This window comes from Virgibacillus proomii (assembly GCF_018916875.1).
Classification (GTDB): Bacteria; Bacillota; Bacilli; order Bacillales; family Amphibacillaceae; genus Virgibacillus; species Virgibacillus proomii_B.
Map to the genome: position 1 here is coordinate 14787 of NZ_JAHLNO010000004.1, position 13257 is coordinate 28043.

General features: G+C 35.8%; 13 protein-coding genes and 1 pseudogene. 10 read left to right on the top strand and 4 right to left on the bottom strand.

Annotated features, from left to right (window positions below; translation table 11 throughout):
• The first annotated feature begins 30 nt into the window (after window positions 1-30).
• Window positions 31-852, top strand: coding sequence for an NERD domain-containing protein (locus KQI21_RS01305; protein ID WP_253291237.1), 822 nt, complete (start codon window positions 31-33; stop codon window positions 850-852).
• Window positions 853-939: 87 nt separating this feature from the next.
• Window positions 940-1752, top strand: coding sequence for a phosphotransferase family protein (locus KQI21_RS01310; protein WP_216482212.1), 813 nt, complete (start codon window positions 940-942; stop codon window positions 1750-1752).
• Here KQI21_RS01310 and KQI21_RS01315 read toward each other — a convergent pair.
• Entirely contained in the window at window positions 1744-2031 is a 288-nt protein-coding gene (locus KQI21_RS01315; protein ID WP_077321403.1) for a YtzH-like family protein, read from the bottom strand. The two genes, KQI21_RS01310 and KQI21_RS01315, sit on opposite strands and share 9 nt — an antisense overlap.
• 75 nt (window positions 2032-2106) lie before the next feature.
• On the opposite strand from KQI21_RS01315, the gene trmB reads away from it, so the two are divergent.
• Entirely contained in the window at window positions 2107-2757 is a 651-nt protein-coding gene (trmB, locus tag KQI21_RS01320; RefSeq protein WP_216482213.1) for a tRNA (guanosine(46)-N7)-methyltransferase TrmB, read from the top strand.
• 602 nt (window positions 2758-3359) lie between these two features.
• Window positions 3360-4202 (top strand): YtnP family quorum-quenching lactonase, encoded by an 843-nt coding sequence (locus tag KQI21_RS01325; RefSeq protein ID WP_216482214.1) that lies wholly within the window; start codon window positions 3360-3362, stop codon window positions 4200-4202.
• A gap of 158 nt (window positions 4203-4360) precedes the next feature.
• Here KQI21_RS01325 and KQI21_RS01330 read toward each other — a convergent pair whose 3' ends face one another.
• Entirely contained in the window at window positions 4361-4675 is a 315-nt protein-coding gene (locus KQI21_RS01330; RefSeq protein ID WP_216482215.1) for a PepSY domain-containing protein, read from the bottom strand.
• A gap of 217 nt (window positions 4676-4892) precedes the next feature.
• Here KQI21_RS01330 and KQI21_RS01335 point away from each other — a divergent pair, with 217 nt between their 5' ends.
• Both KQI21_RS01335 and KQI21_RS01340 read left to right on the top strand, forming a co-directional pair.
• Window positions 4893-5960 (top strand): M42 family metallopeptidase, encoded by a 1068-nt coding sequence (locus KQI21_RS01335; protein WP_216482216.1) that lies wholly within the window; start codon window positions 4893-4895, stop codon window positions 5958-5960.
• Window positions 5961-6188: 228 nt separating this feature from the next.
• Window positions 6189-6692 (top strand): DUF84 family protein, encoded by a 504-nt coding sequence (locus KQI21_RS01340; protein WP_216482217.1) that lies wholly within the window; start codon window positions 6189-6191, stop codon window positions 6690-6692.
• A gap of 108 nt (window positions 6693-6800) precedes the next feature.
• On the opposite strand, the gene KQI21_RS01345 is transcribed toward KQI21_RS01340, so the two are convergent.
• Together KQI21_RS01345 and KQI21_RS16605 are read right to left on the bottom strand one after the other, a co-directional pair.
• Window positions 6801-7241 (bottom strand): YtoQ family protein, encoded by a 441-nt coding sequence (locus tag KQI21_RS01345; RefSeq protein ID WP_216482218.1) that lies wholly within the window; start codon window positions 7239-7241, stop codon window positions 6801-6803.
• Between the two features lie 434 nt (window positions 7242-7675).
• Window positions 7676-7829: pseudogene (locus KQI21_RS16605) on the bottom strand (transposase); the annotation flags it as partial.
• Between the two features lie 786 nt (window positions 7830-8615).
• Here KQI21_RS16605 and KQI21_RS01350 point away from each other — a divergent pair.
• The 4 genes from KQI21_RS01350 (at window position 8616) to KQI21_RS01365 (ending at window position 13218) form a co-directional block, all read left to right on the top strand.
• Entirely contained in the window at window positions 8616-8933 is a 318-nt protein-coding gene (locus tag KQI21_RS01350; RefSeq protein ID WP_216482219.1) for a thioredoxin family protein, read from the top strand.
• Between the two features lie 32 nt (window positions 8934-8965).
• Window positions 8966-9775, top strand: coding sequence for a DUF1444 domain-containing protein (locus KQI21_RS01355; RefSeq protein ID WP_216482220.1), 810 nt, complete (start codon window positions 8966-8968; stop codon window positions 9773-9775).
• Window positions 9776-9792: 17 nt separating this feature from the next.
• Entirely contained in the window at window positions 9793-10395 is a 603-nt protein-coding gene (gene ytpR / locus KQI21_RS01360) for a YtpR family tRNA-binding protein (RefSeq protein WP_216482221.1), read from the top strand.
• A 462-nt stretch (window positions 10396-10857) separates the two neighbouring features.
• On the top strand, window positions 10858-13218 hold the full coding sequence (locus KQI21_RS01365) for a DNA translocase FtsK (protein ID WP_216482222.1): 2361 nt from the start codon (window positions 10858-10860) through the stop codon (window positions 13216-13218).
• Window positions 13219-13257 lie beyond the last annotated feature (39 nt).

Genomic DNA, 13257 nt, shown 5'->3' on the forward strand with positions numbered 1-13257 from the left:
ATCCGCTTAAAAAATGAGAATTGGAACAAATTGATAGCTCTTTGGGAAGAACGTGAAGATTTATCTGAAGTCAAAATAAACGTGGAAACAACAGAAGAGCATCATCCACGCTGGAAGATTTGGAAACGAAAATCGAAATCAGTACATGATGAAGAAGACATAGAAGCTGATTTTTATGATCTTCCGGATACGAAAGAAGAATTAAAACAATATTTTCTTGATAAGCTATTGCAAATTCAACTTAAATGGGCAACTTCCACTGTTACAGATATATCATTTGTAGATAAACAATGGGTGGAAGACCCTGAAATCAGGTATTTTTTACAACGTTTCCCTGATACGTATCTTTTTATGTATTATCCTGTTTTTAATATTAAAAAAGCTCCCGTAGATGGTGAAATAGTTTTAATTACTCCAGTAGGTATTGAAATAATTAGCCAAATTAGAGCTGAAAAGGATGCAACTATTATAGCTCAGGATCAGCGAACATGGATAGTGAAAGAAAATGATGAAGAACGCAAGATGCTAAGCCCGCAAATTGCATTGAAGCGAACAGAACAAATTATTAAGAGCATATTAAAACACCATGAAGTACAGCTTCCGATTCAAAAAACAGTGCTTGCAAAAGAAAATCCAATTCATTTTCTAGAAGAACCCTACCAAATCAAACTCATTGGAATGCATCAATATGAATCTTGGTTTAGGCAAAGAAGAAATATTTCGTCACCACTTAAAAGTCATCAACTTAAGACGGCTGAAATACTATTAAAACATTGTCAAACAACTTCCGTTAAAAGGCCAGAGTGGGAAGAAGAACGGGACGAATTTGAATTTGTTTCTGATGAATTTTAATGGTTCTAACATTGATATTTGTATTTTTGACTGGATATCGATAAAATATATTATTGAACGCTAAATTTTGAAAGATGTGAGGAATATATGTTGAACTGGCTGAAGCGAGTTCTAGGCAGTGATTGGGAAGTAGTTCCAGCAGGTGGATTAACTGGAGATGCTTACTTAGCAACAAAGGATAATCAGCGGCTATTTTTAAAAAGAAATTCTTCACCATTTTTAGCCGTTCTGTCGGCTGAAAGGATCGTGCCAAAATTAATTTGGACAAAGCGAATGGAAAACGGCGATGTAATTACAGCACAGGAATGGCTTGAAGGTAGGGAATTAAAACCGGCAGAAATGCGGCATTTACGTGTTGCAGACTTGTTACGTAAAATTCATCAGTCGTCTGAATTACTATACATGCTAATGAGGTTAGGAAAAAAACCAATTACCTCGGATGATAGTTTTAGGATGATTAAGGAGCGCTTAACGCAAACGGACTTACTTCAATCACATGAACAGGTCAAAATTTCGTTAGACTATTTGGAAAAGCTGCTCCCTATTACAAGAAAACAAAAATTAGTTGTGTGTCACGGTGATTTAAATCATAATAATTTACTTTTAACGGATGAAGGCCATTTATATCTTATTGATTGGGATAATGCGTTAATAGCTGATCCGGTTATTGATTATGGAATGATCTTAAATTGGTACATTCCAAAAGAAAACTGGAAGGAATGGCTAAATAGTTATGGTATTGCTGAAGATGATCATTTAATAGGCCGGATGTATTGGTATTTATTGATCGATACACTATATTATTTGTGCTGGCATAAAGAACGTGATGAAAATAGTAAATTTGTCGAACGTTTAACTAATCTTCATGATTTAAATAACCAAATCAAGGTCTTAATTTAGATTAGTCTGATGAATTGCTTCCACCCATGTTGCCAATTGTTGGTTATTAGCTGTAATATGCGCTTCAATGTTTGATGAAGACTCACCATCTTTACCATATGCATATATTTCAGGGAGCAATTGTTGTAATTGCTGGTCGGTTAAGTCATTATTTTGCATTAATGACTTAACTAGTCTTGTAATTTGCTCGTACTCGGCTACATTGCCGCAACAATCGTTCCGCTGTTCATCTAATAAATCCATAAGTAAGGTTAGTTGATGGTTTATGTTTAATGTCATTAGAATCACCTCTAATCTTAGTATCGTTCATCATTTAAATTCTATACCTTCGTAACAGAAAGAGAGGATTCTAAATTGCGTCAACGTAATAAACCGTGGGCGGATGAATTTTTACGTCACCATACAGATATAGTTATTCCTAATCCTGAAAAAAATCGTAATTGCTGGCATACGCTTTTTGGCAATGATGCACCAATCCACTTGGAAATTGGTACGGGAAAAGGTCAATTTATTGTAGAAATGGCTAAGCAATACCCACATATCAATTTTATTGGACTCGAAGTAGCTAAAAGCATTATTGTGACTGCAGCACAAAAAGTCATTGATTCAGGATTACCTAATATTCGATTGTTGAATGAAGATGCTGCTTGCTTACCAGAATTTTTTTCGAGAAATGAATTATCTGTTATTTATTTGAATTTTTCAGATCCCTGGCCAAAAAACCGTCATGAAAAGCGAAGATTAACATATTTTACATTTTTAGAAAAATATAAAAATGTGTTACATCCAAACGGTGAAATCATTGTTAAAACAGATAATATGGGATTATTTGAGTATTCATTAGTAAGTTTTTCTAAAAATGGATGGGAGTTGGAGGAAGTTAACTTAGACCTTCACAGTCTGGATGACCCGACTAATTGTATGACAGAATATGAGGAGAAGTTCGCTGCCAAGGGTCAGCCTATATATCGCTGTCGTGTAAAATTAAAAAAAGGCAGTGAATGAAAATAGCCGAGCGAAATGGGAGAACATCGCTCGGCTATTTTCATTCAGCCAATTATAAAACTTGTTCATGGTCGATAATTTTTTATATTACATTTATCCATATCTGTTTCCGACGTGTAGCACTTCGAAAGCAGCTTTACTCACCTCAGTGTTAGCAAGTTTCACTGCTTGTCGCGGCTAACCAAGGAGCCGCGCATGTTTATGTCTAAATTTGCTATACGTTCAAGCTGTAGTAGGTTTTGATTCTTTTCCCTTTAATCGGTTAAATTTATCCCGCATGTAAGGTGCCGTAAGTTTCTCCCAATAAGAGTTGAAGGAACATGGAGAAGTGTAAGAAAACGGCACCTAAATGCCCGATTCGTTCAAGGGCCTTTAGGTTATATCCTTGCGGTACTAACATTTAGTAGGAGATGGAAGAAAACTCCTACTGAGTGAAGTTTCAATTTATACAAATATTTTGTTGCTGTGCCTGCCTTTAAAATGGTCGATTTGGATTATACCCATATCTATGTTTATTTGAGACCTTAGAACAGTTTTGATAAACTAAAAATATTAAAGTTAATCAAAAATGAAAACGTTTTTAAAACAGATGGGGGAAAATGATGGAACATCTTAACGTAGGGAGAGCAAAGTTAACTTGGTTAAGGGGTGGCGTTACTTTTTTAGATGGTGGTGCTATGTTTGGAGTAGTACCAAAGGTATTATGGGAGAAGAAATATCCAGTAAATGAAAAAAACCAAATAGAATTAAGAACAGATCCAATTTTAATGCAACTAGATGGGAAGAATTATTTAATTGATAGTGGTATAGGAAAAGGGAAGCTAACGCAAAAGCAGTTACGAAATTTTGGTGTTTTAGAAGAGACACAAATAGAAGAATCTCTTGCTCTGCTTGGATTATCGACAAACGATATTGATATAATTTTAATGACTCATCTTCATTTCGATCATGCTTGCGGTTTAACAAAACAGGTGGGCAACCATTTTGAGCCAGTATTTGAGCGGGCAATTATTTATACGTCGTCGATTGAATGGTATGAGATGAGAAATCCGAATATTCGATCAGTAAACACTTATTGGCATAGCAACTGGCAACCAATTGTTGATCGAGTTAAAACATTTACAGATAAAATAGAAATTACAAACGGTTTAAAAATGATCCATACAGGTGGTCATAGTGATGGGCATAGCCTAATTTTATTTGAAGATGGTGACGACCACTTCATTCATATGGCAGATATTATGCCCACGCATGCACATCAAAACAAATTGTGGGTGTTAGCATACGATGATTATCCCGTAACTTCTGTACATCAAAAGGAAAAGTGGATGCAGTATGGTTTTAAGAAACAGGCATGGTATACGTTTTATCATGACGCTTATTATCGAGCAATTAAATGGAATCAACATGGTGAGGTTATGAATACAGTAAAGCGGGAATACTAATTGGTTTGGGAAGCTTCATTATTCAAAGTGACTTGGTGTGATGAATTCGCTAGGGAAAGACTCAGACAAGTTGTGGCATTATAGGATAAAACAAGGATGACAACATGCATAAAGCCTAAGTTAAGCTGCTTATTCCAAGCAGCTTAACTTATGGAGCACTATGCTGTTTGAATAGAATCAATCACAGCTCCAGTATCCACATCGACATAGAATTCATATTGCTTATTTTCACCATCAAGATTACGTGTTACTCCTCCACGATAGGCATTATAAAGCAAACCATTCTTTTCTACTGCTTGAGGCTGCATATAGATCCATGAACCGCTAATCGGCCCCTGTTTTTTAAAGGTTTCTTTCGCTTGTTTTAACGCTTTCTCAGGGGTGATTTTTTTCACTTGATCTAGTTGCTGCTTAGCAAAGTAGCCAACTGCTATTCCGACTCCTAATGCAAGAACTGTCTTTTTCATACCCATTTTCATTCACCTCTTGCTTTCAATTTAAATAATCGATTATTTCTAAGTTCTTACATGATAGTATATCGTATTCGTAAAAAAATAGAAAATAAAAAAGTTTCCATAAGGTATATCCAACTCATGTTAAATGATTATAGAAAAGAGATAACTGGAAATTATTTGATTGATTCCGTTATAATTAATTTATTACATATAAGGCGAAGGTGGGGATTACAATATGAATCAAGAAACGTTATCGCTTTTTCAACAATTAACGGAGCTACAAGGTGCTCCAGGGGATGAAAAGCGAGTTCGTACTTTTATGAAGCAAGAACTTGCAAAGTATGCAGATGAGATCATTCAGGACAATTTAGGTGGCGTATTTGGGATGAAGCAGGGAACAGGTCCAAGAGTAATGGTAGCAGGTCATATGGATGAAGTAGGATTTATGGTTACCAAAATTACTAAAAATGGGATGATTTGCTTTCAACCATTGGGCGGTTGGTGGAATCAAGTATTGCTTGCACAACGAGTGCAAATTATGACTGATAATGGATCGGTTATAGGAGTTGTAGGTTCTATTCCACCTCATAACTTAACAGAAGAACAAAGAAAGAAACCAATGGAAATAAAAAATATGCTTATTGATATTGGTGCAGACGATAAAGAAGATGCTGAACGGATTGGTATTAGACCAGGTCAATCCATTGTTCCTTTAACACCTTTTACACCGATGGCAAATAAAAAGAAAATTATGGCTAAGGCTTGGGATAACCGCTATGGTTGCGGTTTAGCTATTGAGCTTTTAAAAGAATTACAAGATGTAACTTTACCAAACCAATTATTTTCTGGAGCAACGGTTCAAGAGGAAGTTGGCTTAAGAGGAGCACAAGTAGCTGCAAATATGATTAAACCAGATATCTTCTTTGCATTGGACGCTTCTCCTGCAAATGATGCTGCGGGTAAAAAGGACGAATTTGGTCAACTAGGTAAAGGTGCTTTGTTACGTATCTTTGATCGTTCCATGATTACACATCAAGGAATGAGGAATTTCATTTTAGACACTGCAGAAAGTAATCATATTCCATACCAATATTTTGTTTCACAAGGCGGTACGGACGCGGGGCGTGTTCATTTAACAAATAGTGGCGTTCCTTCTGCTGTTGTAGGTATTTGTTCCCGCTATATTCATACCTCTGCTTCCATTATTCATGTAGATGATTATGCGGCCGCAAAGGAATTACTTATTCAACTTGTAAAAATGCTCAATGAAACAACATTAAAACAAATTCAGCACTCTGTTTAATTAGATGTTACATCCAATTGTAGTAAAATACTTTTTTCAATAGAGATCCGAATATGCTGAGAGTCTGTCATTAATATTCCATATAGATAAAAGCTTTTCCCATGGAATGAAGTTTCATTATTAGAAAAACTTGGCTATCGCCAGTCCTTATGGCGTAAGCTATAGTTTTTCTTATACTATAAACCATAAAGTTATATTTTTCTATAGTATAAAAAAGGAAGTTAGTATATGAATATAATTATTGGTTCATTAAATCCAGCAAAAGTAAAAGCAGTACGGGAAGTATTTCCTGAAGCTTCCATTTCACAAGTAGATGTAGATTCGGGCGTCTCGCGACAACCATTTTCAGATGAGGAGACGAAAAGGGGAGCGATTAATCGTGCATTTTCCTGTATGAATATCACGCCATCACCCATTGCAATCGGATTAGAAGGAGGGGTAATGTTCGTTGGTAACCAGTTATTTTTATGTAATTGGGGTGCCTTAGTAACTGCTGAACAAAAGGTTTATGCAGCTAGTGGAGCACGGATTCTTCTTCCTTTAGAAATTACGGAACAATTGCTTCAAGGTAAAGAACTTGGTGATATAATGGATAATTATGTCAAACGGTATCTAGTTCGTAAAAAAGAAGGAGCAGTCGGCATTTTTACGAATGAACGTATTACAAGGCAAAAGATGTTTGCTCACGTAGTTGAATTGTTACGAGGGCAATGGGAGTATGAAAATCGCTGAGACGTATTTTGTTTATAGTGAGGTTGAAAGCGAGAGAAGCAATTTCGCTAATCTGTGTTACTAAAAAAATGGCCTGTAGTGTTTGGATACTACAGGCTTTTACATGTATTACTCATAAATATACTGAATAACATCTAATGCTTGCTCTATCGTCTCCACCGTAACATTTGCTTTTTCGGATAATTCTTTTAAGGGATGAATGAGTGATTCAGGGCGGATAATAATAGTTGGTTTATTTAATGCAATAGCTTGGCTTGCATCCATAGCAGTATTCCACTGTTTATAACTTTCTCCAAATAAGGTGATTACAATATCTGCTTTTTCCATTAACACTTGTGTTCTAAAATTATTGATTTTAGAAGCAGTTTCATCTTTATACAACGAATTTGGCTGTTTTCCTAAAATGGCTTCCCCAATATTATCAGAACGTTCATGATCAGTTTGAGGAGAAACAAAATGTAAAGGCAGCTTCCTTTCCTCTGCTAATCGCTTTAATTCATCGCGCCAGTTGTCATGAATTTGACCAGCCAGATAAACAGTTAATTCCATTTCAGCCCCTCCAGTTAACTTTTTACTTACATCTATCGTAAAACAAAAAAAGGAGGTTTGCAAAGTATTATCTGTTTTCTGTTTACGAAATTAATCCGAAATTATATCCGTTTCTGTATGTTAGATATCTTTTTTGAAAGTAGTTTTATCGTCTAACTTAAGAGATCAAGCGCTTGAGCTTTGTTCGTAAAGAAAGAACACTGAAACTAAACAGTCAGCTTGTAGTGAAACCCCTTGGTTTTCAACAAGTTTTTTTGTTGTCCACGTTTAGGTGACTACTAATGGCTTTTTCGCGGACGAACGACTGATCTTCCTCGTGGAAAGCCACAACTACGGAGTCACGGGTAGCTCGTTTTTCCGCAGCAGTCTCGCAGTATTCGCCTTTTCTTTATCTGAAAAAGACTCCCCCGTTATCCAACTCTGGATAGATGGGGGAGAGTCTTCATGTTCTTACAGGGAGCTGTCAATAATGCCTGCTCACATACGTTTTCTTTTCCGCACATACGACAATAACCGCCCCTTCAGTTCTTTTGAATCTGCGAAGCTACGTTCCACTTTTTCTTTTCTCATCCGATAGAGCCATTTCCCTTCATTCAATATCCTGTTCAAATAAACTTGTTCTTTTGTTTCTCATATATGGAGAATAATAGTTTTTTTGGAATTTCTTATTTTTGTACATTTCTCAAATAGTGGAAACGGTCTGGATACTTCGGCCTTTCATTTCTGTCATATCTGTTTATAACAATCTTATACGGTAAATAATTAGAGTAAATAAACGTAAAAGGTCTGTCGAGACTTTCTCGTTTAAACTAACACAGTATGAGTAAAGTCGTTTTAATTCATCGTCATTCATAGTATGATAGATCATGAAATAGCTTAGCTCTTCATGGTGATAAATCAGCCTACCTAAAAGAACTGCTCAGCGTTTTTTTGTACTATAGGAAAGTATAAAACTTTATGGTTGATAGTATAAGAAAAACTATAGCTTTCGCCATAAGAACTTGAATTAGTCGTTTTTGGAGCGAATACTGTAGAAGTGTTTTTAACTGTAAAGATCATATAGGTGTAGCGAAAAATCGTTTTATCTTCCTGCAAATGGTGCCTGAAAATAAGATGAAAATCAACCTCTTTCTCAAAAAAGATGAATCTCTAACAAAATAAAGGTTCATCAGCAATTTAACGTATCAAGCTGCAGAGCAGAAAAAAAGCACTAAACGTTATGTTGGGTAATGTTACAAAAGAAGGATTAGTCTTATGGAATGCAGATTTTATCGGAAGTTTTAAAGTAACAACATATGCCAAAAAAAGGTGATTAGCTAAGTATGTAAAAGTAAAATAGTTAAAAGAGAAAAATATGGTTAGGAGTGAATGGAAATGAAAAAATTAACTTCACATGATGAATTTACGAAAATGATGAAGGAAGATCAAGTAGTTTTCTACTTTACTGCCGGTTGGTGTCCAGATTGCACGGTTATAGAACCGGTATTACCAGAAATTGAAACAGAATTTCCATCTTATACTTTTGTCCAAGTGGACAGGGATGAATTTATTGATATTTGTCAGGATTTTTCCATATTCGGTATACCTAGCTTCGTTGCTTTTAACAATGGAGAAGAGGTTAGCAGATTCGTAAGTAAAGATCGTAAAACAAAAGAGGAAATTGTTGAATTTATGAATAACCTTCCGAGTTAATAGTATCCTGCATAATGTAAGGAGAGAGCAAAATGCAAATGACAAGCTTGAAGCTGAAAAAAATATTAGGTGAGCGCTTTAATCACCCGGAGTTACGAACTTCTTATAATCGGGATAAAGATTCTTTTCGTGTTGAATGGAGGTCGACAAAGAAAGGAATAACCATTACATTACCAAATGTAGTTGCTAAGTATAACCAAAAAGGGCAAGAAATCATTGATGAGCTAGAGGAACATGTTAAAGAAGCGCTACGAATTATGAATGAAGAGCAGCATTTAGCTGGAATGGAGAAGCATATTTATCCGGTGATTCGATCAACTTCTTTCCCAACTAAAACGAATTCTAATATAAATTTAGTATACAAAGATCACACAGCGGAAACCCGGGTTTTTTATGCAATTGACTTAGGAAAATCGTATCGGTTAGTTGATGAATCGTTATTAGCAGAGGAAAATTGGACAAAAGAACATATTGATGAGATTGCTACATTTAATTTACGTTCGTTATCGGTTGATTATAATCATGATCGAGTTGCAGATAATGACTTTTATTTTATCGCAACCCAAGATGGTTATGATGCAAGTAGGATTTTAAACGAAGCTTTTTTAGAAGCAATGAAAGCAAATAGCAAAGGCGAACTGGCCGTAGCTGTCCCGCATCAAGATGTTTTAATCGTTGCAGATGTACAAAATAATACCGGCTATGATGTTTTAGCCCAAATGACAATGAAGTTTTTTGCGGAAGGTAGAATTCCAATCACTTCTTTACCAATGATATATGAAAATAAAACACTAGAGCCAATCTTTATTCTAGCAAAAAATCGACCAGAAAAAAATGATTAATTAAGAGGGTGAATGACATGGATGTATTTTATAATTTAAATGGAATTGGAGATGTACTAATTATACCGATAACGGAAGGGGATCGTTACAGTATTAAGCATGAAAGAATAGGCGATATTGTACGAATTACGGATGAATCAAATCAGATAATAGGCTATAATATATTTCAGGTTTCAACACATTTTTCTTTTTTAACGAATGGGAAAATAACGTTAATGAAACCAATGTTATTGGAAATACAGGAGTTATTTAAGGAGCATCAATTACATGATGATTTGAACTTTGATCTTCGTCCTAAATTTGTTATCGGCTATGTCAAGGATAAGCAAAAACATCCAAATGCAGATAAATTAAGTGTTTGCCAAGTAGATGTTGGTGAGGAAATGTTGCAAATTGTTTGTGGTGCGCCGAATGTTGAAGCTGGTCAACGTGTCGTTGTAGCAAAAATTGGTGCCACTATGCCAAGCGGTATGCAAATAAAACCAACGGAATTAAGAGGAGTCCCTTCTAATGGAATGATTTGCTCTCAAAAGGAATTAGGCTTACCAAATGCTCCAAAAGAAAAAGGAATTTACGTACTGGATGATTCATACCGGGTTGGGACTGAATTTGTTATATAATATAGAGGCTGGGACATAAGCAAATACTAAATAGCAAAAACCGAACAATTCATTTATAATTGTTCGGTTTGTTTGTGTTAAAAAAATTCCTATCATCGCTACGTCAAACTATTTCGCTTTCCGCGGGCACGGCCTCAGCTTCCTCGGAAAGCAAAGATCGCTTTCCTGCGGGATCTTCAGCTCGAGCTATTCCCGCAGGAGTCTACATATTTTGACTACGCTAAAAACTTGCGTATACACAAGGACGATTTATTGTTCGTTTTTTAATCAGCTGTTTTAGTTTTGTCCCAGCCTCATGCTTGAGGCTTGCATGTTTTTTCCAAAGTTACACAACTGTGATATATTAGATTACTTTTCTTTTTGAAAAAAATTAGCTGGAATGGTAAGTTAGGTTTACATGGTTTTAATATTAAATATGCCTGCTAAAATAAAAGAGTAAGATAATGGAAAGAGTGAGTAAATATGTGGGATCATTGGAAGGAAATAATTAAACGTCTTTTTGCAGACAACGAGGAAGAACAGCATGAAAAGTACGAACAACATACAGAGAAATCTCATCTTGAGGCAAAAATGATGTATCAATATCCTGCAAAAAAACCGTTTCGTTTTCCTGTTATTCCGGATGTGAAAGAAGATAAAAACCAGTCGTCGGAACTATTGGATCGATCCAGTGTGAATCGTGATAGTTACGTAGATAAGAGAGATACACAGAAAAGGGAACTAGGTAACAGAGATAAGCCGGCGGCGTCAGCTTATCAAGAAAGCTTGTCTTATGATGCATCAGCTTTTCAAAGAAGAAGATTAACAGATTCAACATATGATCAACGACAGAGATTCAGTCACCGTGAAAACAAAGAAACAAAAGTGTATAAAAAGGATCCAGACACGCCGTTTCGACCAACGGAAGTTCCATCACCCATATATGGATTTGGTCCTCGGGATGATAAAAGGGACACAATAGAAAGGATTCCTGCTTATAAGAGAAAAAAAGAAACTACTGTTTACGATTCTAAAAAGACAGTCAGGGAAGAAAAGAAAGCTATAGAGCAGCTAGCAGTTACGGGCACAGTAGTAGATGATGTTGTACAAGACGAGAGTTTAAAAAACGAAACGCCTAAACCGTCTGAAAATATGGAAAGACTAACAGATGAGGATAACGACAATTCTTTTGTGGCAGATACAGAACAACAGAAAAGACTTGACAATCCAACAATCAATCAATCGTCAAAAAGAAAAGCTTCAAACCAAAGAGAGTTTCGTAAAAGCAGTGGAGGGTCTATTCCTTACAACGTAATGATGACACCAAGAGATAAGAAAAATTTATTTGAGAGAACAAGAAAGAATATAGATCATAAAAAGAAAGAAAAACAAGCAAATCCGGAAAATAACACCGCAAAAGAAGCTGTTTATCAACAGAGAAAAGCTATTCCCATTCATTTGTTAAATGATATGAATAAAGGTCGAACGGATGACACTCAGTGGATGCAAGAACAGCAACGACTACTTGAACAAACGTTAAAGTATTTTAATGTAAGGGCAAAAGTTGTAAATGTTACGCAAGGACCTTCTGTTACGAGATTTGAGGTTCATCCGGAACTAGGGGTTAAAGTAAGCAAAGTAAAGAATTTAAGTGATGACTTAAAATTGAATATGGCTGCAAAAGACATTCGTATCGAAGCACCAATTCCTGGGAAAAACACAATCGGTATTGAAATTCCTAATCGAAAAGCGCAAATGGTCGGATTACAGGAAGTTTTTGAAACAGCGGAATTTATACAAAGTTCCTCTCCATTGACAATTGCTTTGGGGTTAACTATAGAAGGAAAGCCGTTAATTACTAATATTCAGAAGATGCCACATGGATTAATAGCTGGAGCAACCGGTTCAGGAAAAAGTGTTTGCATTAATACAATATTAATCAGTTTATTATATAAAGCTCGTTACGACGAAGTGAAATTTTTGCTGATTGATCCGAAAATGGTTGAACTTGCTCCTTATAATGGTATTCCACATCTTGTGAGCCCTGTTATTACGGATGTGAAAGCTGCAACAGCAGCATTGAAGTGGGCTGTTGCAGAGATGGAAGAACGCTATGAAAAATTTGTTCATGAAGGAGTTCGAGATATTGAGCGCTATAATGAAAAAATGGAAGGACAAAATCAGCCACAAGATAAACTTCCATTTATCGTTATTGTTATCGATGAATTAGCTGATCTTATGATGATCTCTCCTCAAGATGTAGAAGATGCCATAAGTAGAATTGCTCAGAAAGCAAGAGCTTGCGGAATTCACTTAATATTAGCTACACAGCGTCCTTCTGTAGATGTAATTACAGGTTTGATCAAAGCGAATATCCCGACACGAATAGCCTTTAGTGTATCTTCTCAAGTAGATTCTCGTACCATTCTTGATACCAGTGGAGCAGAAAAGCTTTTAGGTAAAGGGGATATGTTGTTTATTGAAAATGGCACTGGAAAAAGTGTTCGCCTTCAAGGACCATTTGTATCAGATGAAGAAATTGATCGAGTTGCAAATTATGTAAGGGGGCTGGCAGAGCCAAACTATTTATTTGAGCAAGAGCAACTCTTAAAGCAAGTTGCTAGTGAAGAAGAAGAGGATGAACTTTTACAAGATGCTATTTTATTTGTCTTAGAACAAAATAGTGCAAGCACTTCTTTGTTGCAACGTCATTTCAAAATAGGGTACAATCGAGCTGCTAGATTAATTGATACACTGGAAGCTCGTGGCATTATTTCCGGACAAAATGGCAGTAAACCTCGGGAAGTTTTAGTTACTTTATCCCAAGTAGAAGATATGCTATAACTATTATGTTGATAATTAAAGGGTTAGATGTTCCTGTCT